Genomic DNA, 25,772 nt, shown 5'->3' on the forward strand with positions numbered 1-25,772 from the left:
CTCCCTGCGTCCGTCAGCTGGAGTCGCGGTGCACCACCGTGGCACCCAGCACCGTGTGCGTCTCGGTCGCGGCACCCGGTTCACGCACCGCGCGGTCGACGAGTTCGGCCAGGTCACGGCCGGACGGCAGCTCGATGTGGACGGTGCTGAGCCGGGGGCGCAGCAGCCGGCCGAGGAGCAGGTCGTCGGCGCCGATCACCGCCGTGTCCTCCGGGATGCGCAGCCCCTCGTCCTGAAGGGCTCGCATCAACAGCATCGCGTATTCGTCGTTGTATGCGAACACGGAGTCGAGTCCGAGCTCCCGCCAGCGGGCTGCGAGCTTGACCGCGGCCTGCTCCTCGAAGGCGAGGGGCAGCTCGGTGAGCGTGGCGTCCGTGCCGAGCAGGGCCCGGCGCACACCTGCCAGGCGGGGCAGCGAGAAGGCCTCCAGGCCGGCCTCCTCGGGCACCACCACGCCGATGCGGCGCCGGCCGCGTGCGTACAGGTGGGCGGCGGCGCAGTGGCCGACCCGCTCGTGGTCCATGAGCAGGGCGTGGGCGCCCTCGACGGCCTCGGGGGCGAAGGTGACCACGGCTCGGGCGCCGGAGCGGCGGAGCAGGGCGACACCCTGCGGGCCGAGTCCGGTGCCGGGCACCAGGACGGCGACCGGGCGCAGCTCGGCCCAGGCGCGGGCCGCCTCCTCCCCCTGGAGGCCGACGCTGCCGTACTGGACGACGGTGTAGTCGAGGCGGCCGAGGGCCCACTGGAGTTCACTGATGAACTGGCTGTAGAGGGGGCCGACCGGGATGGACGGGGCCGGCATGAGGACCATCCGGCTGTGGCCGGCGCGCAGGCTGCGGGCGGCCGCGTGCGGGACGTACCCGAGTTCCTTCGCGGCGGCGTGGACGCGGCGGCGGGTGGGCTCGCTGATCCGGACGGCGCTGGTGTTGTTGAGGACGTAGGAGACGGTCGCGCGCGAGACGCCGGCCAGGCGGGCCACATCGGCACTCGTGGGCACGGAACGCGGTAAGGCGGACGCGGACGTGTTCTGTATCTGCACCATGACGATCGTCATCTTTGCAGAAGCTGTGACGGCGCCCACATGTGGGGTTGCCGCTCTCGCCGGGCTGCCGCTCAGCGCTGCGGATCGGCGCCGGTCACACGCGTCACGAGGTCGTTCCAGCCGGCCTCCAGGCGCCCCAGCGGCATGTCGCACTGCCGGGTGAGGTGGTGGATGAGGGCCGGGTCGAGGTACGCCATCAGCGTCTGGGCCAGCAACTCGCAGTCGGCGTCCGGGAGTATCTGCCGAAGCAGCATGGCGGTGTGCATGTGCAGGGCGCGCGCCGCCGGGTGGGAGTGGCGCCGGGTCGGCTCCGACTGCGCGGCCAGCAGCAGGTCCAACTGTTCGGCGTAGCGGTACAGCACGGCCACGCCGAGTGCCCGCAGCCGGTCCACCGGCGGGGCTCCCGGGCCCAGCGGGGGCGGGCCGGCGAGGAAGTCCGCTTGGAGCATGCGGGCGGAGTGGTCGAGGAGCGCCAGGAGCAGTCCGGTGCGATCGCCGAAGCGACGGAAGACCGTGCCCTTGCCGACTCCGGCGGCCGTGGCCACCGCCTCCATGGTGACGCCTGCCACACCGTGCTCCGCGATCAGCCGGGTCGCGGCCTCCAGCAGCCGAGCCCGGTTGCGGGCCGCGTCGGCACGCAGGCACGGCTCGTCGGAAGCGAATCCGACCTCCAGGAGACGGGGCTTGTCGGAGGGCTCCTCGGGCATCGGCAACGGGGACAGGGTCTCGGACATGAAGCCAGCGTAAAGCATCGGGAAGAAAACTGGACCCCGGTCCGTTTGGGATGCTAGAAATTAAACGGACCCCGGTCCGGAACATTACGGCAGTGTTTCAGCACCCTTGGAGTAACGCATGTCTGTTCGCATCCTGGCGCTCGTCGGATCCCTTCGCGCCGGCTCGCACAACCGCCAGCTCGCCGAGGCGGCCGTCAAGCACGCTCCCGAGGGCGCGGAGATCGTGCTCTACGAGGGCCTGGCCGAGATCCCCTTCTACAACGAGGACATCGACGTCGAGGGCAGCGTCCCGGCGGCCGCCGCCAAGCTGCGCGAGGCCGCGCAGGCCTCCGACGCGTTCCTGTTCTTCTCCCCCGAGTACAACGGCACCATCCCGGCCGTCCTGAAGAACGCCATCGACTGGCTGTCGCGTCCGTACGGCGCCGGCGCCTTCGCCGGCAAGCCGGTCGCCGTCGTCGGCACCGCGTTCGGCCAGTTCGGCGGGGTCTGGGCGCAGGACGAGACCCGCAAGGCCGTGGGCATCGCCGGCGGCAAGGTGCTCGAGGACGTCAAGCTGTCCATCCCGGGTTCCGTGGTCCGGTTCGCCGAGACGCACCCGGCGGACGACGCGGAGGTCGCCGCACAGCTGGCCGAGGTCGTGGCGCAGCTGCACAGCAACGCGGGTGAGGTTGCGGCCGCCTGAACCTGCGGTGCTTGAAGCGTTTGGCTCGAGGGGCCGGAGTTCTTTGCACTCCGGCCCCTTTGTGTGTCGCCTGCGGGTCGGTGGGGGTTGTTCGCGCAGTTCCCCGCGCCCCTGACGGGGCGCTTCACGCCACCGCGGTTTTTGCCAGAGCCCTCAGTTCCCTCACCGCCGCCGCGACCGCCGGGCGTTCGTGGGCTCCGGTGCGGGTGCAGGTCAGAATCTTTCGGTGGGGGTTGCCCACACAGCGGATCCTCGTGATCGGCAGGTCGGGGGTCAGGTGGGCCAGGCAGGGGATCAGCGCCACGCCCAGGCCGTGGGCGACGAGATGAGCGGTGACGTTCCACTCCACGGCCTGATGGACCACGTTCGGGGTGAAGCCTGCCGCGCCGCAGGCCGACATGACGTGGGTGCGGCAGGCGCTGTCCACCACGGGGGCGATCCAGTCCTCGTGGGCCGCGTCGGCGAGATCCACCCGGTCACGCCGGGCCAGCGGATGGTCCGCGGCTACGACCAGGTCGAACGGGTCGTCCAGCAGGGGCTGTTGGTCGAAGCGGGCGTCGCTCATCGGCGGGTTGTACGGAGTCGCCTCCACCACGGCCAGGTCGATCGCCCCCTCGAAGAGCAGGTCGAAGCTCTCGGGCAGCCCCAACTCCCGGATGCTGACGGTGAGTCGGCTGTGCCGCTCGCGCAGCCGGACCGCCATCGGAGCGAGCAGCGCCGAGACGGCACCGGCCAGACCGCCCACCCGCAACAGTCCCGCGGACTCGTCCTGGTCGGCGTGCAGCTCCAGTTCGGCCTGTTCCCAGCGGGCCTGGATCGCGTCGGCGTGCGCCAGCAGGCTCTCGGCTGCCGGGGTGAGTCGGATGCCGCGGCCCTGGGGTTCGAGGAGGTCCACGCCCAGGTCTCGGGCGAGCTGGCGGATCTGCTGGGAGGCCGCCGACGGGGTGAAGTGCAGGGCCCGGGCCGCGGCGGTGACCGTGCCGTAGTGGGCGACCGCCCTCAGGACGTGGAGCCGGCGCAGGTCAATCATGAAGCCCACGCTTCAAGGTCACGTCCAGAAAGTCAACGTGGACGTGAACGAAGACCCCGCCGCATGCTGGCTGTGTCGCGACGGCCGTACTCAGTCAGTGGATGCGAAGGAGCCACCATGACCAGTCCCACCCGCGCCGTCTGCCCGCACTGCGGCTGGCCGGACGACGCCGAGCCCTTCCAGGTGGTGTCCCGGCACGGCACGGGCGACGGTCGCACGGTGTGGGCGCGATGCGGCTGCGGGTCGTTGCAGGTGCGGGTGGTCGACGGTGGGGGCACGCGGGTCGTCTCGCGCAGTCGGCCCGCCGTTGCCGAGGCCGGTTAGTCCAGTTCCGCCAGGCGCCGTACGGCGGGCGCCGCGAACTGTTCGATCCACTGCGCGGGGGCGCCGAGTCGCGGGGCGAGGATGACCGTGTCGATGCCGAGCTCGGTGTAGCGCGCGATGTCCCGGGTGAAGGTGTCGAGGTCGCCCTCGGAGGCGGACTCGCCCGCATAGAGGACGGTCTTGCGGATCTCGTCGTAGTCGCGTCCCTCGGTGTCGCAGTGGCCGCGCAGCACGTCGAGCTTGTGGACGACCTCCTCGGGCGAGGTGGTGAAGAGATTGCAGGCGTCGCCGTGGCGGGCGACGAGGCGCAGCGTCTTCTTCTCCCCGCTGCCGCCGATCATGATCTCGGGATGCGGGCTGCTGACCGGGGCCGGTACGCACAGCGTCTCGGCGAGCCGGTAGTAGGTGCCCTCGAAGGGACCGTTCGTCGCCGGGTCCCACATCTGGAGACAGATCCGCAGGGTCTCCTCCAGCCGCTCGAAGCGCTCGGCGACGGGCGGGAACGGCACGCCCAGGCCCTCGTGCTCACGGTCGTACCAGGCGGCCCCGATCCCGAGGGTCGCGCGGCCGCCGGAGAGCACGTCGAGCGTGGTCGCGATCTTGGCGAGCAGGCCCGGATGACGGTACGTCACTCCCGTGACCAGCGCGCCGAGGCGGACCGTCTCGGTGTGGGCCGCGAGGAAGCCGAGAGTCGTGTAGGCCTCCAGCATGGGGTCCTCGGCGCCGCCGTTGAATTCCATCTGGAAGTAGTGGTCCATCACCGACAGCCAGCTCACCCCGGCCGCCTCGGCCGCGCGGCCGGCGGCAGCGAGTTCGGCACCGAGAGCGGGGCCGCCCGCGGGATGGTCGAACCGGTTGATGTGCACACCCACACGCATGTCGTCTCCGCTCCCGGGACCTGGCCGATGACGGCGACGCTACGACTTCGAGCGCGCTCGAAGTCAAGGGGGAGGGAGGCGAGGGCGGGAGCAGGGGCGGAGCCTCTCGAAGGGGTGGGTGGAGGCGGCGCGTTCCGTCGTCACCAGGGCTGGGGACGTCGATCTGCCAGCAGGCCAGGGAAAGGACACGCAGGTCACGCATGCGCGCATGCGTCGCTCTCCGTTGTCACCCGCCGTACGGCGGGCAGCTTCCGCCGTACGGCGGCGCCCCGGACCGGCGCCGAGGGGCCGATCATGGCGCCACGAGCCGCCGCACCCCGCGTGAGGAGAAGCCATGACGCATGTGCCGCCCCCGTTCGACCCCGAACTCGGTGCCGCCCTGGATCTGATCAGGGACGTGATCTCGCCCGGCCTCACCCTGGACGAGATCGACGTCGTGCGCCAGGGACCGGGCATCCAGATGCTGGCCGAGCTGGACCTGACGCTGGGCGGGTTCTTCAAGGTGGAGGACCGGTCCGTGCCCGGGCCGGAGGGTGCCCCGGAGATCTCGCTGCTCATCGCCCGGCCCGTCACCCCGGAGCCCGGCGGTCCCGGGCGGCCGGTGATCTACCACGTCCACGGCGGCGGCATGGTCCTCGGCAACAACCGGCTCGGCGTCGACGCTCCGCTGGCCTGGGCGCGGGAACTGGACGCGGTGGTGGTGTCGGTGGAGTACCGGCTGGCGCCCGAGCATCCGCATCCGGAACCGATCGAGGACGTGTACGCCGGGCTCGTGTGGACCGCCGAGCACGCAGGGGAGATCGGCGGCGACGCCGAGCGGATCGTCATCGCGGGAGCGAGCGCGGGTGGCGGTCTCTCGGCGGCGCTGGCCCTGCTCACCCGGGACCGGAAGGGACCCCGCCCGATCGGTCAGCTGCTGATGTGCCCGATGCTGGACGACCGCAACGACAGTCCGTCGACCTACCAGATGGCGGGCCTGGGGGTGTGGGACCGTACGGCGAACGAGACCGGGTGGACGGCGTTGCTGGGTGAGCGGCGGGGCGGACCGGACGTACCGGCGTACGCGGCGGCGGCCCGGGCGGAGGACCTCTCGGGGCTGCCGCCGGCCTTCCTCGACGTGGGCTCCGCGGAGACGTTCCGCGACGAGGTCGTCGCGTACGCGTCCCGGATCTGGCAGGCGGGCGGAGTGGCCGAACTGCACGTGTGGCCCGGCGGCTTCCACGGCTTCGACGGCTTCGCTCCGCAGGCGGCGCTGTCACAGACCGCACGCGCGGCTCAGGTGACGTGGTTGCGCAGGCTGCTGGGCAACTGAGGCTGCGGGAGGGGGTGCCGCGGGGTGGCGTGGCGTGTCGGGCGGATGCGGCAGCGCCGGAACGCCCCACCCCGCTGCCCGCATCGAGCCACCGCGGCTCCGCCACGGCCCGGCCGTGCGGTTCCCCGCGCCCTCTCAGGGCGCTTCGCGGCGCCGATGGCGCACCATAGCCGTATGAAAGAGCTGGCCGGGCGCCTGACCGCGCTGGACCCGGACGCCGGTGCCGCCGTGCGGGTCATCGCCTACTTCGATCGGCTGTCCGAGTCCCGGGCGGGGCTGGAGTCCCTGGTGCGGGGCGCCGCCGTGCTGGCCGGGGTGCCCGCGAGGCTGGTCGACGTGGAGCGGCGGGTGCGGGTACGGGTCGAGGCCGACGGCACGCGCCGGGACTCCGGGGCCCCGCCGGAAGCCGGCTGGCCTTCCGCCGCGCTCACACCCGGCGGGGCCGCCGCGCTGTGGCTCGAACGGACCGAGGGGGCGCCCAGTGTCGTGGACGCGGTGATCCTGGAGCGGGCCGCGGGGGCCGTACGGCTCGTGCTGGACCGTACCCGCGGACGGGCGCCCGTGGACGACCCCGCGCTGGTCGAGACCGTGCTGGACGCCGCGGCCCCGGAGGCGGCGCGGGTGCACGCGGCACGGGGGCTCGGGCTGGATCCCGGGGGAACGGCACGTGCGCTGGCGCCGCTCGGCGGGCGGCCCCTCGTCATGACCGGACGGGCGGACACCGAAACGCTCACCGGACGTACGGGCACCGGACGGGTCGGAGTGGGGCCCGAGGTGCCCGTGCCCGAGCTGCCGCGCTCCTGGGCCCAGGCCCGTACCGCGCTGCGGTTCACCGCGGAGGGCACCGCCCAGGATCCGGGGCCGAGGATCGTGCACGCCGACGAGCTCGGCGGTGTGGCGCTGCTGGCCGACCTCGTGGCACCGGGCGCGGAGGCGCCGCCCGATGTCCGGGCCCTGGAGGCGGCGGGCGCGAGCACGCCCTGGCTGCTGACCACCCTGGACGCCGTGGTCTCGACGGCGAGCCTGCGCGCGGCCGCCGCCGGGATCAACGTCCACCACTCCACGCTCCAGGACCGGTTGTCCCACGCGGAGCATCTGCTGGGCTGGCCGCTGCGTACCCCCCAGGGCCGGCTGCGACTGCAACTGGCCCTGACGATGCGGCACTTGACCCGGTCGTGAGGGAACCGCCGCGGCCCGTCCGGCGGAACCCGGACTCGGCCCCGACCGGGTTCGCTCTCCGCGGGGACCGGCCGCCGGTGCGGGTGCGCTCGGCTACTTCAGCGCGAAGGACGTCAGGTGCTGCCAGTCGGTGCCGGTGTAGGTGACGAGGTCGACCTTCGACACCCGGGCCGCGAAGGGGAGGCCGGTGCGGATGTCGGCCTCGGCTTCGTCCAGGACGGTGTCGTCGCGGGACTGGGCGACCGTCAGATGCGGGTGCGGCTCGTACTTCCCGCCGTACGGCGGGGCCTCCGGCCAGCGTGCGACGACGGCCTCCGTGAGCCGGCGGAACGGCGTGTCCGGGGCGGGGGCGAGGTAGAGCAGTCCGGGAAAGCGGCCGCAGCCCTCGAACCGCACGTCGAAGGAGGGGTGGCTGCCGAGGATCTCGCCGAGGGCGGCGCGGGTGCCGGCGTCGACCAGCGGCTCGGGCAGGAACGGGAAGAGCACGGTGACGTGTGCCGGGACGCCGGCCCGGGCCGCCGGATCGAAGCGGTCGCGCCAGGCCCGCACCGCGGGCTCGGCCTCCGGCACGGGCACCACGAGGGCCGTCTGGCCGCTGACGAAAGAGGCGGATGCGTCGACAGTCATGACAGGGGTGTACCAGCCGGCGCCCGGAGGCCGCGACCCGACAGAACTTGCACACACGCACATCAGGCCGACGCCGACTATTTCACCGATGACATATTCTTGACCCCACCACTTCGGGACGGAGGCCCAGCGCCATGACCGCGACTGACCCGGCACTCACCGCCCTCGCCCAGGGCTGGTGTGCGCTCTCCCTGCTGCACGGCAGGATCGAGGCGCACATCGAGCGCGCCCTCCAGGCCGGGCACGAGCTGAGCGTGCGGGAGTACTCCCTGCTGGACGTGCTGAGCCGGCAGCACGACGGGGAGGGCGGCCATCTCCAGATGAAGCAGGTCGCCGACGCGGTCGTCCTCAGCCAGAGCGCCACGACCCGGCTGGTCACCCGCCTCGAGGACCGCGGGCTGCTGACCCGCTATCTGTGCCCCACCGACCGGCGCGGCATCTACACCGATGTCACCGACGCCGGCCGCACCCTGCTGGACACGGCCCGCCCGACCAACGAGGCGGCCCTGCGCGAGGCGCTCGACGAAGCCGCCCGCAATCCCGAACTCGCCCCGCTCGTCAAGGCGATCGAAACCCTCGGCGTCCCCGCCTGAGCGTGGTCGTCGGCTGCAACTCCTGGCACCCGGACGCATTCCCGCCGATCTCCACGGGCAGGGTCTTCAGGGATCAGCCGTGAAGGAACGCGCCGCGTTTCGTGCATCTCGCGCAGAGGAACGGAGTTTCAGCGTGCCGACGAACCAGGCCACCGCCCCCGGGAACGACGCGTCACCCACCCGGATAGAGCGTCTCGACGAGGAGATCATCGCGCTGCTGGCGCGCCGCCGCGAGATGGCGCAGGAGCTCCCCGCTCCGGCCCGGGCCCGCGCGGTGGACCCCGGGTTCACCGAGACCGTGCGGGAGATCACGGACCGCTACCGCCAGGAGCTCGGCGGGGCCGGGGAACTCGTCGCCCGGGCGGTACTGGTGCTCTGCACGCCGGACCGCCAGAACTGACGAACCGGCCGGCCCCCGGGCCGCACTGGGGGCGGGCGGCCTCCGCGGCCCGGGGCGCCGCCCGGTTCAGCCGTGCGTCACCACGGCAGTGGGCCGTGGACGTCGAAGTAGCCCCCGGTCGGGCCGTCCGGTCCGATCTGCGCCATCCGTACGATGATCTCGGCGCCCTCCGCCACGGTCTGGGTGCCCGTGTTGCCGTTCAGGTCGGTCCTGGTGAAGCCGGGCTCCACGGAGTTGATCCGCAGGTCCGGGAACGCCTTCGCGTACTGCACGGTGAGCATGTTGACCGCGGTCTTGGACGTCGGGTAGGCGATGCCCGGATAGAAGTGCGCGGGGTGCTCGGGGTCGGAGAGGTGGGTCAGCGAGGCCAGTCCGCTGCTGACGTTGACCACGACGGGCGCGGCCGAGCGCCGGAGCAGCGGCAGGAAGGCGTGCAGGACGCGGACCACTCCGAAGACGTTGGTCTCGAAGGTGGTGCGCATGTGGTCCGCGGTCACGGTCTCGGCGACCGGCACGCTGTTGTCGTCGGTACGGGTCTCGATACCGGCGTTGTTGATCAGGACGTCGAGGCCCCCGTCGGCTTCGACGGTCTTGGCGGCCGCCTCCACGGACGCGTCGTCGGTGACGTCGAGCAGCACGAAGCGGGCTCCGAGCTCGTCGGCGGCGCGCCGGCCGCGCTCGGCGTCACGGGCCCCGACCCAGACGGTGTGGCCGGCGGCGACGAGTCGGCGGGCGGTCTCGTGGCCGAGGCCCTTGTTGGCTCCGGTGATGAGTGTTGTCGTCATGACACCCACCGTCCCGCGCCGTCCCGGAGGCAGCCAGAAGACCCTTCTTCCTGGGACTGGCGGTACCAGGCACAGGGGCGGCCGACGGTGTTCACTGAGGGGCATGGCGGCGACGGAACTGGGACAGGCACTGCGGCGCTGGCGTGACCGGGTCGCCCCGGACGCGGCCGGGCTGCCCTACGGCGGGCACCGGCGCGCGGCCGGACTGCGCCGCGAGGAACTGGCCCTGCTGGCGGGCATCTCGGTCGACTACGTGACCCGCCTCGAACAGGGCCGTGCGGTCAACCCGTCGGTGCAGGTGGTCGAGGCGCTGGCCCGGGCGCTGCGGCTGTCGGGGGACGAACGCACGTACCTGTTCGGGCTCGCGGGCCAGGTGCCACCGGGCCCCGATGTGGTGCCGGCCTTCATCACGCCCAGTGTGCAGCGCCTGCTGGACCGGCTGGTCGACACCCCCGTCGCGGTCTCCGACGCGGCCATGACGCTGCTCGTGACCAACCCGATGTACGCGGCACTGCTGGGCGATCCGTCCGTCCTGCGCGGCCTCGAACGCAACGGTGTCTGGCGGAACTTCACCCGGATGGCGAGCCGGGTGCGGCACACCCCCGAGGAGCGGGCGGCTTTCGAGACGGGCATGGTCGCCGAGCTGCGGGCGACCGCGGCCCGCTATCCCGCCGACCGTCACATCCCGCTTCTGGTACGCGAGTTGCGGGGCCGGAGCGAGCGGTTCGCCGAGCTGTGGGACACGGGGGTGGTGGGTCGGCTCACCGCCTCGCGCAAGACGATCGAGCACCCGCAGGCCGGCATCCTCACCCTCGACTGCGACCTGCTCCGGGTCGACGAGGGCGACCTCCACATCCTCGTCTACTCGGCGGAGCCCGGCACCGAGGACGCCGAGAAGCTGCGCCTGATCTCGGTCCTCGGCACGCAGAGTCTGGTCTAGGGCCTGTCCGGCGGTCTCCTGTGGCAGCCTGGTGGGGTGCCGAAGGACGCCTACCGCGTGAGACCTCTGGACGAGACGACCTGGCCCGACTTCGTGTCGCTGGTCGAGCGGCACAACGGCGTGTGGGGCGGCTGCTGGTGCATGGCCTTCCACGCGGAGGGAGTGGGCCGCCACAAGTCCCCGGAGCAGAACCGCGCGGAGAAGGAGCTGCGGGTCCGGGAGGGCAGGGCGCACGCCGCACTCGTGTACGACGGCTCGGTCTGCGTGGGCTGGTGCCAGTTCGGGCCGACCGGTGAACTGCCCCGGATCAAGCACAGGCGGGTCTACGAACAGGGCCTGGGCACTCCGCCCGACTGGCGCGTCACCTGCTTCTTCGTGGACAGGGGCTACCGGCGCAAGGGCGTGGCGGCCGCCGCGCTCTCCGGCGCCCTGCGGGAGATCGCGCGGCTCGGCGGCGGCACGGTGGAGAGCTATCCCGAGGACGCCGGGAACCGCGCGGTCTCCTCCTCGTTCCTGCACAACGGGACGGTGGCGATGTTCGAGGCGCAGGGCTTCGGGCGCACCCGGCGGATCGGAAAGCATCACTGGGTCGTCACGAGAACCCTGCCGGGCCACGCGTCTCGCGACGAGGTCAGTCGGTCTTCGTGACGGGGACCCACACCCCGTCCCAGTGTTCGGCGCCCCACTCCTCGAAGCGGCCCACCTCGGTGAAGCCCAGTTTCCGCGCGAGACGCAGGGAAGGCTCGTTGGCGGTCGAGGTGGAGAGCACCATCGGTGCGCCGGGCTGCTCGCCGGCGAACCAGTCGAGCGCCGCCGCGCAGGCCTCGGTCGCGTATCCGTGTCCCCACGCCGTGGGCAGCAGCAGGTAGCCGAGTTCGGCCTCTCCGGCGCCGGGACGGACCTGGCTCCGGTGGTCCGCGTCCCGTCGGTTGAGCTCGACGATGCCGATCATCGCGCCGTCGAGCTCGACCACGAAGAGTTCGAGTTCGTCACGGGGCCGTGGGCCGCCGAGATGGGCGTGCACCTCCGGTGAGGCGAACAGGTCGATGAACGCCGTTCGGTCCCGGGCCTCGGAGGCGCGGAGCACGAGCCGTCGGGTCCGGATCGGGGCGGGTGGCCAGGCGACGGGTCCGGGTTCAGCCATGGCGGGGAACTTATCGCACAAGAGCGAGCGGTTCCTGCGGTGGGCGCCCGCCCAAACCGAATCAGGATGTGAGCCACCCCACAATCGATACGCTCCCGTTTCGATAGCTCCGGAGTTACGCTGATCCCACGAAAACGAAACCGTTTCGTTTAGCACGATTGCCCGCTGGGCGGGGACGGAGCACGCACGCCATGACCAGCATCCTCATCGCCACCGGCCAGGCACTTCAGCGTGTCGGCCTTCGTATGCTCCTGGAGTCGCAGCCCGATCTGACCGTGGTCGGCGAGGCGGCACCCGGACCCGAGACGGTCCGCCTCAGCGCCCGGCTCCGACCGGACGTGGTCCTGCTGGACAGCCGGAGCACCGACCCGGACACCGCCGAGACGGTCCGCCGTATCGCCCACGCCCCGGACGGCCCCGCCCCCCACGTCCTGCTGCTCACCGCGGACGACGACACCTCGCCCTACGCCGCCCTGCGCGCCGGGGCCGCGGGGCATCTGCCCGAAGGGGCCACCGCCGAGGAACTCGTCGCGGCCGTCCGGGTCGTGGCCGCGGGTGACGTCGTCGTCTCCCCCGGGCTGACCCGTGCGCTCATCGACGCCGTCCGCAACCAGCGGACCGTGGACGGGCCGGCGTCCGGCAACCGGCTGGGCAGCCTCACCGGACGCGAGCGCGACGTGCTCGCCGCGGTCGCCTCCGGCGACTCCAACTCCGAGATCGCCGACCGGCTCTCCATCGCACCGACCACGGTGAAGTCCCACGTCAGCAACATCCTCACCAAGATCGGCGCCCGCGGCCGGGTCCAGGCGGTCGTCTTCGCCTACGAATCGGGACTGGTCACACCGTCCCAGCACGTCCTGCACGCGTGAGCCGTGGCCGACCGGGACCAGGCCCGGCCACACCCGCGCGGCGCGATCACGCCGCCGTATAGCCGAGTTGTCGCCGCATGTACGGCGTCATCAGCGTCTTCGCCTTGGCCAGCGTCGTCGTACGGCCACCGAGGACCGCGGTCTCGCCGCCCGGTACCGGGAGCATCGTGACGCCGTCCGCCGGGCCGAAGGGGACGATCAGCGGGGTGCGGTGGACGGGGCGGTAGAAGCGCGGTTCCTTGCGGTGCCGGCCCGAACTGCTCAGGTGGGCGCGGATGTTCCAGGCCGCGAGGTCCGCCTGGGCGAGCGCGGCCGGGGTGATCTTCAGCTCGCTGGCGTCGTTGACGTCGCCGACCGCGAAGACGTCCTGGTGCCCCTCGGCCCGCAGCGCACGGTCGACCTTCACGTGCCCGGACGGGGTCAGCCAGTCGCCGTGACCGGCGAGGCGCAGCCAGAGCGTGTTGGGGGTGGTGCCGGTGGCCCAGAAGGAGAGGTCGGCGGCGATGACGTCGCCGTGGGCATCGCGGTAGGTGCCGAAGTCGTTGCCCGGGGACATGAAGGAGTTCAGCCGGATCTCCACGTCGTGGGCCTCCAGCCAGGCGCGCGCCCGGCGTCCGGCCCGCTCGCTGCCCGTGGCGCCGAGCAGGGCGGGGCCGGAGTGCGCGAGCGTGACCCGGGCCTGCGGCCGGGCCAGCCGGATCTCCGCGCTGAGTTCGACGCCGGAGGGACCGCCGCCGACCACGAGGACGTGCTCGGCGCCGGCGATCTTCTGCTGGTGCTCGTTGAAGGTCTTCACTGCCTCCTCGGTGGTGCTCCCGCCGAACCGGGCCGGCGCCGGGTAGTCGGCGCCGGTCGCGATCACGACCACGTCGTACGGCAGCCGCGTCCCGTCGGCCAGCAGCACCTGCCGCGCGGCGGTGTCGATGGTGACCGCCTTGCCGAGGAGGACCTGGCCGTGCCGCAGCAGACGGTCGTACGGGATGAAGGGAGTCACCGTCCACTCCCTGCGCACCCCGGCCCGCAGGGAGGAGATGCGATGGAAGAAGACCTCCTTGCGGTCCACCAGCGTCACCCGTGCCGTGTGGTCCAGCCGCCTGGCAAGGCGGACGCCCGCATATCCGCCGCCGATCACCACTACATCGCCGTCACTCACGCCGAGTCTCCTGAAACCGTGGGGGGAGGGAGTGCCATGACGGACGAGTCCGCTCCCCCGTGCACTCGGATGACGGCGAGCGTAACGCTTGAAACATAAAGCTGCGGTTGGTGTCTGTGAGCTTTCCGTGAAGTTCGACGGCGAGGCCGCCGGTGCCGCTGGTCACGAGTGCTCGGGCTTGAGTCCGGTCGGCACGGCACCGACCGGATCCGACAACGCCCCGCCGCCCGTGCGCGGTTACTCCGGCGGGGTAGGCGTGTCGTGGGTGCGGTACATGGCCTGGACGTCCAGTTCCAGCTGGACCGTGGGGCCCACCACCGCGATGCCCCGGGCCAGCATGGAACGCCAGTTGAGGGTGTAGTCCTCGCGGTGCAGCTCCGCCGTCGCGAGGGCCGCGCAGCGCAGTTCCTCGCCGTAGCCGCCGTTGACCGTGCCCAGGTACGTGGTGTCCAGGGCGACCGAGCGGCTCACGCCGTGCATGGTCAGGCTGCCCTGGAGGGTCCACTTGCTGCCGCCGCGGTAGACGAAGCGGGTGCTGACGAAGTCGATGTGCGGGAAGCGCTCGACGTCGAGGAAGTCCCCGGAGCGCAGGTGGTTGTCGCGGGTCGTGTTGCCGGTGGTGATGCTGGAGGCGTCGATCCGGACCTGGACCCGGGACTGCGACATGTCCTGCGCGATCTGGATGCCGCCCTCGAAGCGCTCGAAACGACCGTGCACATGGGCCATGCCGACGTGCTTGGCGATGAAGCGGATCGCGGTGTGCGGCGGATCGAACAACCACACGCCGGGGGTGGGCAGTTGGAGAGCCTGGGCGGGCTGGAGCCAGACCCGCTCGGCGGGCGCCGCGCCGGTGGGTCCGACCTCGACGGTCTCGCGGTGCGGCTGGAGTCCTTCGGCCGCGGCCATCAGGCTGTAGCGGCCGGGCGGGAGCACGGCCACGAAGTAGCCGTAGGGGTCCGACATTCCGCGCGCCGCGACCCGGTGCGTGTCGAGGGCGGTGACGGTGACGTCGGCACCCGACAGGGGCGAGCCCATCGGGTCGACGATCTCACGTGCCACGGCGCCCGCGCCTTCCGGGAGGGGGACGGAGAGGCCCGCCGCCTCGGCAAGGGCAGCCTTGGACCGCCGGCGCCTGAGGAGTGCGAGGGCCATGATGTTCACCTTTCCTAGGGGACGTGCTGTTCTGCCGCGGGACTCACGGTCGGCGGCCCTCGAAGGCCGCCTGGAGCACCGCCCGCACACCCTCCGTCGTCACGGGACGCGGATTGGCGTACGGCTGTCCCGCCACCTGTCGGGCCGCCTCGGCCACGTCGGTCTCCTTGAGGCCGAGTTCGGCGAGGGAGCGCGGAGCGCCGAGGCGTCCGGCCAGGTCCCACAGGGCTTGTGACGGGTTCTCGGCATCGAGTGCCCTGCTCAGCGCGGCCGACGCGCCGGGAACGGCGGGCGTGTTGTAGGCGAGCGCGTGCGGCAGGACGACGGTGTGGGTCTCGGCGTGCGGCAGTCCGAAGGTACCGCCGAGGACGTGGCAGAGCTTGTGGTGCAGGCCCATCGTGGTCGCCCCGAGGCAGGCCCCGCACAGCCACGCCCCGTACAGGGCACGGCCGCGCGCGTCCAGGTCGCCGGGCCGCGCGGCGAGCAGCGGAAGCGCCTCGGTGATCGCCCGTACGCCTTCCTCCGCCATCAGCGCGATCAGCGGGGAGGTGTCCGGGGCGTACAGCGCTTCCACGGCGTGCGCGAGGGCGTTGACGCCGCTGGTCACGGTCAGGGGCACCGGAAGGGAGACGGTGAGCTCGGGGTCGTAGACGACACTGCGGGGCTGGACCTTCGGGTCCCGCCCCGTGCGCTTGACGCCCGCCTCGGTCAGGCCCCAGACGGGGGTCATCTCGGAGCCCGAGTAGGTCGACGGGACGGCGATCAGCGGCAGTCCGGTGCGCAGCGCGATCGCCTTGCCGAGGCCGATGGAGGAACCGCCGCCGACCGCGACGACCCCGTCGGCCCCGGCCGCGCGCGCCGCCGCCACGGCCCGCTCGGCGTCCTCGACGGGAACGTGCATCCGGGCCTCGGCGTGCAGGCCCGCGCAGGAGTCGCCGAGCGCGTCCGCGACCGCCCGCGCGACGGCCTCGCCCCGGCTGCCGCACACCACCAACAGCCGCCGCAGACCCAGGTGTTCGGCCTCGGCGGGAGTGGCGCTCACCGCGGCGCCGGCCCGGAAGACGACCCGGCCGGGACGGCTCTCGTAGGTGAAGTCGCCGGTGAACGTCATGCGTTCGGCTCCAGTACGAGGTCGAAGCGGGCGTGGCGGAAGGGGTTCGGCACGCCGAACTCGGCGGCCAGGGACGGGTCGTCGGTGGTGGCGAAGTCCTGCACCAGGCTCCGCTTCACGGCGAAGACGGCGTCGGAGTCGAGGTAGTCGCTGCCCGCGACGAAGATGTGGGTGGTGACGGGGGTGTGGCCCTCGGCGCCCACGATGAAGTGGATGTGCGCGGGCCGGTAGGGGTGCCGTCCGGTCGCGCGGAGCAGGTCGCCGACCGGGCCGTCGGTCGGGATCGGATACGGCGCCGGGACACAGGTGCGGAACCAGAAGCGGCCCTCGGCGTCCGCGGTGAACAGTCCGCGGCCGTTGCCCGCCGGCTGGACGCCGGGCTGCTGGACGTCGTAGAAGCCGCCGTCGTCGGCCTGCCACACGTCGAGGACGGCGCCCGGCAGCGGGGTGCCGTCGGCGGAGCGCACCCGGCCGCTGACCACGCAGGGCTCGGTGCCGCCCACCAGGTCGATGTCGTCGCCGAGTGCACGGACGGGCGACTCGGTCATGTGGAAGGGGCCGAGCACGGTGGACTCGGTGGCGCCCTGCACCCGGTCGCCGTTGATCGTCTCGACCAGCATGGACAGGCCGAGGACGTCCGAGAGGAGGATGAACTCCTGCCGGGTGTCGGTGCACTTCTGCCCGGTCGCGGTCAGGAAGGAGATCGCCTTCTCCCACTCCTGCTGGGTGAGCCGGGTCTCGCGCGCGAAGTCGTGCAGATGACGGACGAGGCCGGTGAGCAGTTCGCGCAGGCGTGGATCGGCGGTCGCGTGGAGACTGGCGACGGCCTCCTCGGTGACGCTGCTTCCGATCGTGTCGGTGGTCATCCCGGCTCCTCGTGCTCGACGGCGTTCCGCTTCTGCCATGGTCGCGCGTTATCGGGCGTGACCGAGGATGCGGCGCAGCGCGTCCGAAAGGACGTCGAGAGCGTCGGGCGCGGCGGTCGCGTGCCGGAAGGCCACGAAGCCGTCGGGCCGTACGAGCAGGGCGCCCGCGTCGGAGACCTCGCTCAGCCGCGCCCAGTCGCCGTAGGGGTCCTCGTACTCCTGCCCGGGCCCGATGACCACGGTGGCGATGTCCACGTCCTGCGCCTCGGCGGCCCGGATCCAGCCTTCGCCGCCGATGCCGGTGAGGAGGGTGAAGCGGCCCTGGCCGACCGTGTCCAGCGTGGACAGCGTCCGGGTTCCCGAGGTGATCCAGGCGTGCGGGATGCGGGCGCCCGGGCGGGAGGTGGGCTGGTGGTGGAGTTCGGGATCACGCGGGAACGTCTCCGGCGGGGTGCCGTCGGGGACGATCGCGTCGGACGTGTAGCGCTGGTTGAGGTCGACGCCGTGCGCGTTGAACTCGTACACCTTGAAGGCGATGGCCTCACGCAGCTTCGCCCGCTGCTTCTCGGCGGCCTCGCCGGCCTCCTTGCGGGCGGCGATGTTGGCCCACAGCTGCTCGGGGGTCTGCGGAGAAAGGCCGTCGAGTGCCTCGAAGATGGGGGCGGTCTCGCCGATGGACCGGTTGGCACGGGTGACGACCTGCTTGCCGACGGGGGCGCGTTCGGCGGTGTAGGTGTCGAGGAGCTTCGGCGAGGCGTTGCCGTCGAGGACGAGCTTCAGCTTCCAGGCGAGGTTGTAGGCGTCCTGGATGGAGGTGTTGGAGCCGAGGCCGTTGGACGGCGGGTGCCGGTGGGTGGCGTCCCCGGCGCAGAAGACCCGGCCGTTGGAGTACGTCTCGGCGTACATCTCGTTGACGGTCCACGCCGAGGACGACTTGATCGTCACCGGGATCTCGTCGTCGCCGACCAGCTGCCGTACGACGGACTCGGCGTACTCGGTGGTCAGATCCGGGGCGCCCGCGGTGACGTCGTAGCCCCACACGATCAGCCACTCGTTCCACGGCCGCACACAGCGCACCAGGCCCGCGCCGATGCCGCCGACGGTGGCACCCGGGGCGAGGACCCAGTAGAGGGTGGCGGGCCGGTGCGCGGTGTACCGCGTCAGGTCCGCCTCGAAGACGATGTTGATGCTGCCCGCCACGCCCATCTGGCCGCCCATCGGCAGCCCGGCGTCCTCGGCGACCCTGGAACGGCCGCCGTCGGCGCCGATCAGGTACTTCGCGCGGATCTCGTACGTGTCGCCGCGCAGCCGGTCCCGGACGACGGCCGTCACGCCGTCGGAGTCCTGGGTGTGGGAGAGGTATTCGGTCTCGAAGCGCAGGCTGGTGCCGCGGGCCACGGCCGCGTCGACGAGGACCGGCTCCATGAGGTGCTGGGGCAGGTCGCACATGCGGGTGGGACTGGCGAGTTCGTGGGCGGCCTGGACCAGCGGGTCGTTGCCCCAGGAGCGCACCCGGCCGAGTTCCTCGCCGGCCAGGCTGGTGCAGAAGGTCGTGTTGCCCATCAGGTGCTGCGGGGTCGCGCGGGCGATGACGTCCTGCTCGACGCCGAGGTCGCGCAGGACCTCCATCGTGCGCTGGTTGGTGATGTGCGCCCGGGGTGTGTCGGCGAGGCTCGCGTAGCGGGTCACGACGATGTTGGGGACGCCGTAGGTGCTCAGGGCGAGCGCGGCCGAGGCACCGGCGGGCCCGCTGCCGACGATCAGGACGTCGGTCTCGACGACGGTGGACACGGGCGCTCCAGGCGGAATCACGGACGACGGACAGTCTTGATCATGGTGGGGCGGGGCGGTGTGCGGGTGTCTCAATACGAGACAGTTTGAGTCCGCAGAGCCTCGCAATGGCGGGCGGCTGAGCAGGCTGAACGGGTAGGTATTCGCTGGTCACAGGCTTGAGGCGGTGCCGCTCAATCAACCGTCCCCTCTCGTGGATCCTTGGCGGACCCTCCGCGGATCCTTGGTAGACGTCAGTGCCGTCCCCTATCAATCCCCTAAATGATCTAGGCATTGATGCAGGTCAGACTGACAGGTGGCCCCCCGCCATCCCCCGCCGACGCGGGCGCGGGGGGCCACCCCAAGTGCCGGCCCCCGTCGCCGAGGGGGGGCTGCCGCTTGGCGACAGGCCGGCACGTCTATGGAGTTCCACCTGGCGCATCCCCTGGAAGATGCAGGTCGATGCCTTGATTCACTCGATTGAGCGAACGCGCGTTCGATTTCTGCACACTACACAGACCGTCTCGGCATATGCCATGCCCTCGCGGGCCCGGTCCCTCATCTTGATCGATTGGCGACCGTTTGGGTACTGACACAAGATCACTAGGCCCGAAGCGTGTGCGGAGTGCCAGCACGCCGTACAGCCAAGCCCGACTGGGTCATCGCCCGACAGGTAGCCCTCGGCCACCGCATCGCCCAACTCCGCCAGCGAGCCGAACTCTCACAGGAGGAGCTGGCCCACGCCGCCGGCATGGAGCGCCGCAGCATCCAGCGCTACGAGTCAGGGCGGCGGGATCCCCGGTACTCGGATCTCCTGCTGATCGCTCATGCCCTGCGGGTGCATGTGACCGACCTCCTGAGCGGCTGAGTGCGGTGCTCCGTGTGGGGGCCGGTGCGCCGTCGACTTCGAGTCAATAGGCCGCGTACCCGTAGGGGAACTGTGCCCACTGCATATATCTGGGCGGATCTTGTGTCCGGGATGTGAAGTTCTCGCCCCGCGCGATCCTCTGGCCATGAATGCCGGGCCGCAGGTCAGGCTGTGGCCAAACGTTCCTGCTGGTAACCCGATGATCTGACCGGCATGCGCCGGCTCAGTCGTCGCGTATGCAGTCGGCGAGCACGGCGGCGGCCTCGCCGAGGGTGTGTACGTGCAGGGCTGCGGACCGGAGCCCGGATCCGAGGCTGCCCGTGAGCGCGCCTTGGGCTTGCAGGAGGGCCCGCTCGCAGCGGATCCAGTCGGCGTCGTCGCGCGGCAGGTGGTCTTGGCGTTGGCGTACCTGCTCGGAGAGGCGGCGGATGTGGGGCCGTAGCCGGTCGCGTAGTTGCTCGCAGCGGTCGATGGTGGGGAGGATGCCGGTCGCGCTGGCGGCTTCGGCGATGAGCTGGTCGAGGTCTGCCTGCTGTGCTGTTGCGCGTTGCTCCGTACTGTGTTCCACGTCGACGGCTCCGGTTCGTCGGCCATGCCCCCGGGCCGCGGTGCAGGCGGTCGCGGGGGTCCCGTGCAATTGCACGATACCGCTGCCTACTGCTCCATACCGCTGTATGGCGCAGCATGCCGCTACCTGTCCCTGCGTGGAGTACCGGGCCGCCCTACGTTGACGCCATGGGTGATCAAGAGCCGGTGGTGGATGCGTCTCGACCCGTCTATGTGTGGCAGCAGGTCGCCGACTGGATCGCTCGCCGTATCGACAGCGGTGAACTCCAGCCGGGCGCCCGGCTGGAAGGTGAGCGGGAGCTGGCCGAGCAGCTTGGCGTGGCCGTGGGCAGCGTGCGGCGTGCTGTGAAGGAGCTGCGGGGAGCCGGGCGGCTGGTCACGCTGGCCGCGAAGGGCACCTACGTCGCCGAGCCGCCCGTCGAGGGCTGACGATCGTTCCCGAGGGCGGACCACATTCGCTGGTGCAGCTCGTCGCCAGCCAGAACGGTTTCCCCGGCGCGGTCGTCGATGGAGATCTCCGAGAGGTCGCCGTTGGCCCATCCGTTCGCCAGGAAGGCGACAGCATCGTCGAGCGAGTCGCAGTCTTCTTCGCACTCACTGAAGTGGCGCCAGTAGCGCGCCGTATAGGTCGCTTCGCTCATGCAGTCAGGATGGCAGATCAGCCGCCCGCGCCGTGAGTCTCTGACAGTGCCCGTCGATAGAATCACGGCATGTCCCCCACTCCCCCGGAGCGCTCTCCGTCGCGCACGGCCGCCGACCTTGCGGCCGAGCTCAACGAGCGCATCCGCGCCCTGTGGACCGGACGCGGGCATCCGGCACCGCCCCTGTCGGAGGCGCAGCGGGCCGAGTACCGGCGGCTGCTCGCCGAACTGGACCGGGTCAAGCGCGGAGACGTGACGACGGCAGCGTGACAAGGTCGGTTACGGGTTCTCCAGTCAGGTACGGTACGGGCGATGCCCCGGCTGTTTCCTTCAGCCGGGGCATCGCACTTCTCTCGCTCACGCGTCGGCCACGCGCCGGGCGTTCGCCATGTCGGCATCGGTCTGCGGAGTTCCGCCACCGTTGACGAGGAGGTAGAAGGCGGCCTCGTCCGCCTCGGTGGCGCAGTCCTTCGTCTCGGCAACGAGGAGCGAGCAGTACCGCTCCATGAAGCGCTGCCCCTTGGGGGTCAAGCCGTTGTGGCGGACATACGGTCCGTCAGCGGTGTCCTCGGTTGTCGCAACGTGGTCCTCGGGGAGCCATGACGCCGGGATGGCGAACTCGCTGGCGAACCACATGACGGCGGTGGTGAGGCGCTGTTTGCCGTCGACGACCGCCCACATGCCCTGCCCGGTTTGCCACGGGTCCTCGCCCGTCCATGCCCCATTGCCTCGGTCAGCGAGGATGACGACGCCGGCGGGTAGGCCGCGCAGCCAGGTCTGGACGAGGGCGATGCGCTGATCCTCTCCCCAGACGCGACCGCGCTGGTACGGCGGGTCGAGGAGGATCTCACCGTCCTTCACGCGTCGCGCGAGCCAGAGGGCCGACTGAAACGACGGGTTCAAGCTGATGTGGTCGAACGGTTCGAGCGTCTGTCGCGTCATTTCCGCTTCCTTGCTCGTGAAGGTCGGTTTCTGTTTAACAAGAATCTCGCGCATGCACCCCCTTGTCAACCCATCAATGCAGATGGATGCTAGATTCTGTTAAACACTTACCGAGGAGGGGGAACGATGGGGCGACCCGCCACTGGGCAGACCAAGGTCATGGGCTTCCGACCACCCAAGCCGCTACGCGACGAGTTCGAGGCGCTCGCCAAGGCCGAGGAGCGGTCACCTTCCGACGCGCTCATCGAAGCCATGCACGACTGGATCAAGAAGAAGGAACGCGAGCGCGGGGCGGACGGCAACGCCACGTAGGATCCCCCGGTGGCACACACCTTCGAAGATCTCGTGCAGCTAGAGCAGGACGCCGTCGACGCGCACCACCAGTACACGGCCCCCGGCGTCGACGACCTCGACGCGGCCCGGCAAGCCTGGGTCGATGCAGCAGCCCGATTCCAGGCCGCCGTCACGGAGTACGCGGCAGCCAAGGGCGAGAGCCGGGTCGAGGTGGAGATGGCCGTCAAGAAGGCCGTCCGGCACCCTGAGACGGCCGACGCCTGACAGCAGCGCGCCCCGGCTGCATCACGGCCGGGGCGCCACCAGCGCCAGAGCGTGGGCTGATAGTCCAACCACTCTAAGCGCCACCACCGACAACGCCGGGGCGCGACGACAAGCGGTAGGTGTCGACGGGGAACTCCTCGTCTCCACGGAACACGGCGGCCTCGATGAAGCGGTCCAGCTCGTTCCAGTAGCGCGACCCGGCCGGGGTGTACTGGTCGGCGGTGAGCATCTCGCACTCGACCAACCACTCTTCGCCGTTCCAGCGCGTCTCCGTGATCCGCACGTCGCAGCGAGCGTGCGGCTTGAGTGGCTCCCAGCACCAGACGGTGCCCTCACGGATGGGGAGGGGAAGCGGCGGCGCGGAAGTCTCCATGCCGCCAGGATCGCAGACCGTCACGCCTCGCCCGGCCACTCCGTCAACGTCTCGCCGGTGTCCTCGTCGACGAGGGTGATGCGGGCACCAGGCCTGCCGTGCTCGCCAACCCACGACTTGAACTTGGCCTCCGCCGTCGCCCTATCCGCCCACCAGCCCTGCATGCACGGCCAATCACCCGTGTCGAGCGTGAGGTGGAAGCGATCGTGCGGGTCCTCGCCGCGCGTGATCGCAAGACACTCGGGACAGTTCACCTCACCACGCCCCGGAACCTTGTGCGCACGGTGGCCACACCTGGTGACGGCCTGCACGACCTGCCCGGCTGGGGGCTTGACGATGCGGTGAGTGAGCCGATCGAAGCGGCCCCACCCGGTCGGTTCGTCGCTCGCTGGTGCGCTCATCAGGTTGCCCTCATGGTCGTACCACGTCATCGTCTGGCCATCACTCATGCCGCCAGGATCGCAGACGCTCACGTGAGCCGGATCCCGCGGGGCCGGTGCGGCTCGCGGACGATCGCGGCCTTCGCCTCCAGCTCGCCCAGCTGGTAGTGGACAGCGCCCGCCGACCGGCCGGTCTCTGCGCGGATTTCCGCGACGGTGGGGGCGTCCCCGGTGTCGACGATGTGTCGGCGGATGATGCGGAGGATGCGCTCCTGGGTGTCGGTGAGGTGCTCGACCTTGTGCTGGGCCATGCACCGATTAGAGCGCGTGTTCGAATTTTGGTGCAAGCTGGAGACGTGCCCGACCTGCCGCCCGACCTGCCCAGACTCCGCACCCTGGAGACCTGGCTCGCCATGCAGCTCGCCCAGGTACGGGACGCCATCGCGGCGGCAGAGACACGCGAAAAGGAACAGCAGCGCGGCATCGACAAGCGGCCGGCACCGCCCGACTGGTTGCTCGACCACGGCCTCAACCGAGACGGGCCGCCCGCATGCGTGCACGCCGGCGGCTGCCACATGGCCGGCAAACGCAGCCGCGGCATCGACCGGGCCGCCGCACTCCGGGCGCTCGCCGACGGAACCCCCGCATGCAGCCACTGCCGGCCAGACTCGGAGCTCGGCTACCTGGACGGGTAGCGGGGCGGCGGCCGTCACCGCCAGGTGTCACGCGCGTTTGCCGTGGATCGCGCCGCCCCGCAGGCCGCCCGGCTATACGCCGACTCCGTCGGGTGCCACGGTCTCCCAGCGGCAGACGAGCGAGCCAGTGCGGCCCGCCCGCCTGCGATCGCTAAAATCGACCCCCGGGTTTCACGCCGGACGGGCGGACGAGCCACCACCAGCATGGCAGAACGGGGCGGCAGAAACTCACGGCAGGCGAAACCCCTCGCCGGGACGGGGGTGACTCGGCGAGGGGCAAGGCCAGTCTGGCACTACTCGCCGGCCTCTTGCTGGAGAGGGATGGAACACCTGGCGCGCGAGACCGGAAAGGGCGGCAGGTACGGGGCGCCGCGCACTTCCTGAACGGTTCGCCTGGCTATCGCGGTCATCGTGGACCTCCTGAGGCCGACGCCGGCACCGTGAACCACCGCACCCGCGAGCGATCGACGCATGGCTGCAAGGACGACCTCGGTGCCGTCTTCTCTGGTGGCCATCTCGCCGAGCATCTCCCTGAACTGGGGCACATCGTTGATTGCGGCGATCCAGTCGTTCACTTGCTCCAGCTCGGCACTGGGGCGATCGGCCCGCTTTGAGATCCAGATGGCCATCTCCCACGGGCTGAACCAGTCCGGTGATTCCTCGTGGCAGGGCGTGCACATCAGGATGATGTTGTCCACCTTGTCGGAACCGCCGAGTCCCGCGGGGATGATGTGGGCGCGTTCCAGTCGGGCGCGCTCCCAGGCCCTCCTGGCGCTGCGACCTTCCTTCCAGCGCTCGGAGTACCAGCCGCACGTGAAGCAACACGGGTCTTCGAGACCGAGGTGCGGGGCGAAGATCTTGCGACCATCCTCATCCGGAGTGTTGGCCCAGTACTGGGCGATGGCCCACTTCGTCGGCTTGGAGTCGGTCACTGCGCGGTCCCCTTTCGAACGACCGTGAAGCCCGCCTCGTCGTATGCCCTTAGGGCCTGAGAGATGGCACCTACGCTCGGGTTCTTGCCCTTGTTGGCACCTTCGGCGATCCGGAGGTGGGGTTGGATCTGTCGAATGGTGAAGCCGCTGTCTCGGAGGGCGGCAGCCTGGACGGTCAGCGCTTCGGTCATGACGGGCTTGCGTCCGCCGACGCGTCCGCGCTTGCGGGCGGCTTCGAGTCCACTCTTGGTCTTCTTGACGATGTCGCGGCGCCGGTCTTCGGCGAGGGCCAGGGCGAGGTCGAGGATGAGGGACCGCTCCTTATGCTCGCCGGCCGCGATACCCTCCAGCACCTTGACGGAGACTCCGCGCTCGAAGAGGTCGTTGAGGACGATCAGCCCTTCGAGGAGGTTGCGGCCGAGGCGGTCGACTTCCTGTACACAGAGCATGTCGCCCTCGCGCAGGTACTCGATAGCCGCAGTGAGGGCCGGACGTTCTTCGGCGCTGAGTTTGCCGCTGATCTTCTCCTCGAAGACCTTGAGGCAGATCGGGTCGAGGGCGTCGTGCTGCCGCTGAGTGTTCTGCTTGTCGGTGCTGACGCGGACGAGGCCAACTAGGGCCATCCAGCTCCCCTTTCGTTCATCAAACGTGTTGGTAGGCAATCTGAACACTACCAGGTTGATGAACGAGTTTCTGAACAACTTGACTTGCTGAACGCCGAGTTGCGCAAGATCGCGTTCAGGTTCACGTCTCGATCGATTGATGGACAGTCACTCCCGGTAGGCCATCGCGAGTGTCCCCGGAACTCATACTCAAGTCGCCGGCCCGCGCGCCTGCACTAGCGTCGGCGGCATGAACACGTACCGAGGGACCGCGGTCCTCATCCTGCAAGGCGGCCGCCAGTTGACGGCCGAGGCCGATCTCAGCAAGGACGGGGCCGGCACCTGGTCGGGCACGCTCCTCTTCCCTGCCGCGGCGAAGTCGCTGGGCCTGCTGAACGCGACCGAGGGCGTTCTGCTGGTCGACGACCAGGAAGGCAGGTTCGTTCGCCCGGACACGTCCGACTGGATCGGCTCCCCCGCCGACAAGGTGCGGATCCGCGTCGAGGGCAACGGCGACGCGCCGTTCTGACACGACGAAGCGCCTCCACTCCCCCGCCGAAGCGGGAGGGTGGGGGCGTCTGTCATTCGGCCTCGTCGTCGGCTGGCGGCATCGGCGGCGGTTC

Annotated in this window: 36 protein-coding genes; 16 read left to right on the forward strand and 20 right to left on the reverse strand. The window is 70.9% G+C overall.

From position 1 onward, the window contains the following. Positions 1 to 13: 13 nt before the first annotated feature. Together H295_RS0108755 and H295_RS0108760 are read right to left on the reverse strand one after the other, a co-directional pair. Positions 14 to 1,054, reverse strand: a complete 1,041-nt coding sequence (locus H295_RS0108755) for a LacI family DNA-binding transcriptional regulator (protein ID WP_020134979.1) — start codon at positions 1,052 to 1,054, stop codon at positions 14 to 16. 59 nt (positions 1,055 to 1,113) lie between these two features. Next, entirely contained in the window at positions 1,114 to 1,794 is a 681-nt protein-coding gene (locus H295_RS0108760; protein WP_020134980.1) for a TetR/AcrR family transcriptional regulator, read from the reverse strand. A 100-nt stretch (positions 1,795 to 1,894) separates the two neighbouring features. Here H295_RS0108760 and H295_RS0108765 point away from each other — a divergent pair, with 100 nt between their 5' ends. Further along, the gene (locus H295_RS0108765; protein WP_020134981.1) at positions 1,895 to 2,458 is read left to right on the forward strand and encodes an NAD(P)H-dependent oxidoreductase; all 564 of its coding nucleotides are present in this window, start codon (positions 1,895 to 1,897) and stop codon (positions 2,456 to 2,458) included. A 124-nt stretch (positions 2,459 to 2,582) separates the two neighbouring features. Here the strand turns inward: H295_RS0108765 and H295_RS0108770 are convergent, their stop codons facing one another. Then, positions 2,583 to 3,488 carry a LysR family transcriptional regulator gene (locus H295_RS0108770; protein ID WP_043217311.1) on the reverse strand — a complete coding sequence of 302 codons (906 nt, stop codon included), beginning with the start codon at positions 3,486 to 3,488 and terminating at the stop codon, positions 2,583 to 2,585. A 117-nt stretch (positions 3,489 to 3,605) separates the two neighbouring features. On the opposite strand from H295_RS0108770, the gene H295_RS0108775 reads away from it, so the two are divergent. Next, positions 3,606 to 3,812 (forward strand): hypothetical protein, encoded by a 207-nt coding sequence (locus H295_RS0108775; protein ID WP_020134983.1) that lies wholly within the window; start codon positions 3,606 to 3,608, stop codon positions 3,810 to 3,812. Here the strand turns inward: H295_RS0108775 and H295_RS0108780 are convergent. Then, on the reverse strand, positions 3,809 to 4,690 hold the full coding sequence (locus H295_RS0108780; RefSeq protein ID WP_020134984.1) for an LLM class F420-dependent oxidoreductase: 882 nt from the start codon (positions 4,688 to 4,690) through the stop codon (positions 3,809 to 3,811). The genes H295_RS0108775 and H295_RS0108780 overlap by 4 nt on opposite strands. A 334-nt stretch (positions 4,691 to 5,024) precedes the next feature. Here H295_RS0108780 and H295_RS0108785 point away from each other — a divergent pair, with 334 nt between their 5' ends. Then, positions 5,025 to 6,002, forward strand: a complete 978-nt coding sequence (locus H295_RS0108785; protein WP_020134985.1) for an alpha/beta hydrolase — start codon at positions 5,025 to 5,027, stop codon at positions 6,000 to 6,002. A gap of 174 nt (positions 6,003 to 6,176) precedes the next feature. Next, positions 6,177 to 7,181: a PucR family transcriptional regulator gene (locus H295_RS0108790; protein WP_020134986.1), complete on the forward strand. Its 1,005-nt coding sequence runs from the start codon at positions 6,177 to 6,179 to the stop codon at positions 7,179 to 7,181. 93 nt (positions 7,182 to 7,274) lie between these two features. Here the strand turns inward: H295_RS0108790 and H295_RS0108795 are convergent, their stop codons facing one another. Further along, the gene (locus H295_RS0108795) at positions 7,275 to 7,808 is read right to left on the reverse strand and encodes a 2'-5' RNA ligase family protein (RefSeq protein ID WP_020134987.1); all 534 of its coding nucleotides are present in this window, start codon (positions 7,806 to 7,808) and stop codon (positions 7,275 to 7,277) included. Positions 7,809 to 7,942: 134 nt separating this feature from the next. Between H295_RS0108795 and H295_RS0108800 the strand changes: the two genes are divergently transcribed. Together H295_RS0108800 and H295_RS0108805 are read left to right on the forward strand one after the other, a co-directional pair. After that, entirely contained in the window at positions 7,943 to 8,401 is a 459-nt protein-coding gene (locus H295_RS0108800; protein WP_020134988.1) for a MarR family winged helix-turn-helix transcriptional regulator, read from the forward strand. A gap of 133 nt (positions 8,402 to 8,534) precedes the next feature. Then, positions 8,535 to 8,801: a hypothetical protein gene (locus H295_RS0108805; protein ID WP_020134989.1), complete on the forward strand. Its 267-nt coding sequence runs from the start codon at positions 8,535 to 8,537 to the stop codon at positions 8,799 to 8,801. Between the two features lie 77 nt (positions 8,802 to 8,878). Here H295_RS0108805 and H295_RS0108810 read toward each other — a convergent pair whose 3' ends face one another. Further along, complete coding sequence (locus tag H295_RS0108810; RefSeq protein ID WP_020134990.1) at positions 8,879 to 9,586, reverse strand: SDR family oxidoreductase; 708 nt, start codon at positions 9,584 to 9,586, stop codon at positions 8,879 to 8,881. A gap of 103 nt (positions 9,587 to 9,689) precedes the next feature. On the opposite strand from H295_RS0108810, the gene H295_RS0108815 reads away from it, so the two are divergent. Further along, entirely contained in the window at positions 9,690 to 10,526 is an 837-nt protein-coding gene (locus tag H295_RS0108815) for a helix-turn-helix transcriptional regulator (protein WP_020134991.1), read from the forward strand. Positions 10,527 to 10,583: 57 nt separating this feature from the next. Continuing rightward, positions 10,584 to 11,174, forward strand: a complete 591-nt coding sequence (locus tag H295_RS42930; RefSeq protein ID WP_234021582.1) for a GNAT family N-acetyltransferase — start codon at positions 10,584 to 10,586, stop codon at positions 11,172 to 11,174. Here H295_RS42930 and H295_RS0108825 read toward each other — a convergent pair. After that, a complete protein-coding gene (locus tag H295_RS0108825) occupies positions 11,158 to 11,670 on the reverse strand; it encodes a GNAT family N-acetyltransferase (RefSeq protein WP_020134993.1) in 513 nt (170 codons plus the stop codon). The genes H295_RS42930 and H295_RS0108825 overlap by 17 nt on opposite strands. 191 nt (positions 11,671 to 11,861) lie before the next feature. Here H295_RS0108825 and H295_RS0108830 point away from each other — a divergent pair, with 191 nt between their 5' ends. Then, complete coding sequence (locus H295_RS0108830) at positions 11,862 to 12,539, forward strand: LuxR C-terminal-related transcriptional regulator (protein ID WP_020134994.1); 678 nt, start codon at positions 11,862 to 11,864, stop codon at positions 12,537 to 12,539. Positions 12,540 to 12,585: 46 nt separating this feature from the next. Here the strand turns inward: H295_RS0108830 and H295_RS0108835 are convergent, their stop codons facing one another. From H295_RS0108835 to H295_RS0108855, 5 genes are all read right to left on the reverse strand, one after another. Beyond that, positions 12,586 to 13,692, reverse strand: a complete 1,107-nt coding sequence (locus tag H295_RS0108835) for an NAD(P)/FAD-dependent oxidoreductase (protein ID WP_028809196.1) — start codon at positions 13,690 to 13,692, stop codon at positions 12,586 to 12,588. A gap of 237 nt (positions 13,693 to 13,929) precedes the next feature. Next, a complete protein-coding gene (locus H295_RS0108840; RefSeq protein WP_028809197.1) occupies positions 13,930 to 14,844 on the reverse strand; it encodes a YceI family protein in 915 nt (304 codons plus the stop codon). A 43-nt stretch (positions 14,845 to 14,887) separates the two neighbouring features. Further along, positions 14,888 to 15,955, reverse strand: coding sequence for a maleylacetate reductase (locus H295_RS0108845; protein WP_020134997.1), 1,068 nt, complete (start codon positions 15,953 to 15,955; stop codon positions 14,888 to 14,890). Beyond that, positions 15,952 to 16,821 carry an intradiol ring-cleavage dioxygenase gene (locus tag H295_RS0108850; RefSeq protein ID WP_020134998.1) on the reverse strand — a complete coding sequence of 290 codons (870 nt, stop codon included), beginning with the start codon at positions 16,819 to 16,821 and terminating at the stop codon, positions 15,952 to 15,954. Before H295_RS0108850 ends, H295_RS0108845 begins: the two co-directional genes overlap by 4 nt. 48 nt (positions 16,822 to 16,869) lie before the next feature. Next, positions 16,870 to 18,612, reverse strand: a complete 1,743-nt coding sequence (locus H295_RS0108855) for an FAD-dependent oxidoreductase (protein ID WP_020134999.1) — start codon at positions 18,610 to 18,612, stop codon at positions 16,870 to 16,872. A 604-nt stretch (positions 18,613 to 19,216) separates the two neighbouring features. Here H295_RS0108855 and H295_RS0108860 point away from each other — a divergent pair. Beyond that, the gene (locus tag H295_RS0108860) at positions 19,217 to 19,459 is read left to right on the forward strand and encodes a helix-turn-helix domain-containing protein (protein ID WP_020135000.1); all 243 of its coding nucleotides are present in this window, start codon (positions 19,217 to 19,219) and stop codon (positions 19,457 to 19,459) included. 223 nt (positions 19,460 to 19,682) lie between these two features. Here the strand turns inward: H295_RS0108860 and H295_RS0108865 are convergent, their stop codons facing one another. After that, on the reverse strand, positions 19,683 to 20,027 hold the full coding sequence (locus H295_RS0108865) for a DUF6415 family natural product biosynthesis protein (RefSeq protein ID WP_020135001.1): 345 nt from the start codon (positions 20,025 to 20,027) through the stop codon (positions 19,683 to 19,685). A gap of 167 nt (positions 20,028 to 20,194) precedes the next feature. On the opposite strand from H295_RS0108865, the gene H295_RS0108870 reads away from it, so the two are divergent. Beyond that, positions 20,195 to 20,455: a GntR family transcriptional regulator gene (locus tag H295_RS0108870; protein WP_043217230.1), complete on the forward strand. Its 261-nt coding sequence runs from the start codon at positions 20,195 to 20,197 to the stop codon at positions 20,453 to 20,455. On the opposite strand, the gene H295_RS0108875 is transcribed toward H295_RS0108870, so the two are convergent. Next, on the reverse strand, positions 20,425 to 20,667 hold the full coding sequence (locus H295_RS0108875; protein ID WP_020135003.1) for a hypothetical protein: 243 nt from the start codon (positions 20,665 to 20,667) through the stop codon (positions 20,425 to 20,427). The genes H295_RS0108870 and H295_RS0108875 overlap by 31 nt on opposite strands. A gap of 69 nt (positions 20,668 to 20,736) precedes the next feature. Between H295_RS0108875 and H295_RS42935 the strand changes: the two genes are divergently transcribed. Further along, on the forward strand, positions 20,737 to 20,937 hold the full coding sequence (locus H295_RS42935; protein WP_020135004.1) for a hypothetical protein: 201 nt from the start codon (positions 20,737 to 20,739) through the stop codon (positions 20,935 to 20,937). 87 nt (positions 20,938 to 21,024) lie between these two features. Here H295_RS42935 and H295_RS0108885 read toward each other — a convergent pair whose 3' ends face one another. Continuing rightward, positions 21,025 to 21,663 (reverse strand): DUF262 domain-containing protein, encoded by a 639-nt coding sequence (locus tag H295_RS0108885; protein ID WP_078616600.1) that lies wholly within the window; start codon positions 21,661 to 21,663, stop codon positions 21,025 to 21,027. A 72-nt stretch (positions 21,664 to 21,735) separates the two neighbouring features. Here H295_RS0108885 and H295_RS0108890 point away from each other — a divergent pair, with 72 nt between their 5' ends. Together H295_RS0108890 and H295_RS0108895 are read left to right on the forward strand one after the other, a co-directional pair. Beyond that, positions 21,736 to 21,921: a hypothetical protein gene (locus H295_RS0108890; protein ID WP_020135006.1), complete on the forward strand. Its 186-nt coding sequence runs from the start codon at positions 21,736 to 21,738 to the stop codon at positions 21,919 to 21,921. A 9-nt stretch (positions 21,922 to 21,930) separates the two neighbouring features. Then, entirely contained in the window at positions 21,931 to 22,167 is a 237-nt protein-coding gene (locus H295_RS0108895; RefSeq protein WP_020135007.1) for a hypothetical protein, read from the forward strand. Positions 22,168 to 22,240: 73 nt separating this feature from the next. Here H295_RS0108895 and H295_RS0108900 read toward each other — a convergent pair whose 3' ends face one another. Genes H295_RS0108900 through H295_RS0108910 form a run of 3 tightly spaced genes read right to left on the reverse strand, consistent with a single transcriptional unit; the run spans position 22,241 to position 23,231 of the window. After that, positions 22,241 to 22,540 (reverse strand): hypothetical protein, encoded by a 300-nt coding sequence (locus H295_RS0108900; RefSeq protein ID WP_158691029.1) that lies wholly within the window; start codon positions 22,538 to 22,540, stop codon positions 22,241 to 22,243. A gap of 20 nt (positions 22,541 to 22,560) precedes the next feature. Next, positions 22,561 to 22,989 carry a hypothetical protein gene (locus H295_RS0108905; RefSeq protein ID WP_028809200.1) on the reverse strand — a complete coding sequence of 143 codons (429 nt, stop codon included), beginning with the start codon at positions 22,987 to 22,989 and terminating at the stop codon, positions 22,561 to 22,563. Between the two features lie 20 nt (positions 22,990 to 23,009). Further along, positions 23,010 to 23,231: a LexA family protein gene (locus H295_RS0108910; protein WP_020135010.1), complete on the reverse strand. Its 222-nt coding sequence runs from the start codon at positions 23,229 to 23,231 to the stop codon at positions 23,010 to 23,012. Positions 23,232 to 23,276: 45 nt separating this feature from the next. Here H295_RS0108910 and H295_RS0108915 point away from each other — a divergent pair, with 45 nt between their 5' ends. Further along, entirely contained in the window at positions 23,277 to 23,615 is a 339-nt protein-coding gene (locus tag H295_RS0108915) for a DUF6233 domain-containing protein (protein ID WP_020135011.1), read from the forward strand. Positions 23,616 to 23,908: 293 nt separating this feature from the next. On the opposite strand, the gene H295_RS0108920 is transcribed toward H295_RS0108915, so the two are convergent. Together H295_RS0108920 and H295_RS42940 are read right to left on the reverse strand one after the other, a co-directional pair. Then, the gene (locus H295_RS0108920; protein ID WP_020135012.1) at positions 23,909 to 24,547 is read right to left on the reverse strand and encodes an HNH endonuclease; all 639 of its coding nucleotides are present in this window, start codon (positions 24,545 to 24,547) and stop codon (positions 23,909 to 23,911) included. Beyond that, complete coding sequence (locus tag H295_RS42940; protein ID WP_020135013.1) at positions 24,544 to 25,170, reverse strand: recombinase family protein; 627 nt, start codon at positions 25,168 to 25,170, stop codon at positions 24,544 to 24,546. Before H295_RS42940 ends, H295_RS0108920 begins: the two co-directional genes overlap by 4 nt. 229 nt (positions 25,171 to 25,399) lie before the next feature. On the opposite strand from H295_RS42940, the gene H295_RS0108930 reads away from it, so the two are divergent. Then, positions 25,400 to 25,678 carry a hypothetical protein gene (locus H295_RS0108930; RefSeq protein WP_020135014.1) on the forward strand — a complete coding sequence of 93 codons (279 nt, stop codon included), beginning with the start codon at positions 25,400 to 25,402 and terminating at the stop codon, positions 25,676 to 25,678. Positions 25,679 to 25,772: the final 94 nt, after the last annotated feature.

Origin of the sequence: Streptomyces sp. 351MFTsu5.1, assembly GCF_000383655.1 — a bacterium.
GTDB classification, from domain to species: Bacteria; Actinomycetota; Actinomycetes; order Streptomycetales; family Streptomycetaceae; genus Streptomyces; species Streptomyces griseorubiginosus.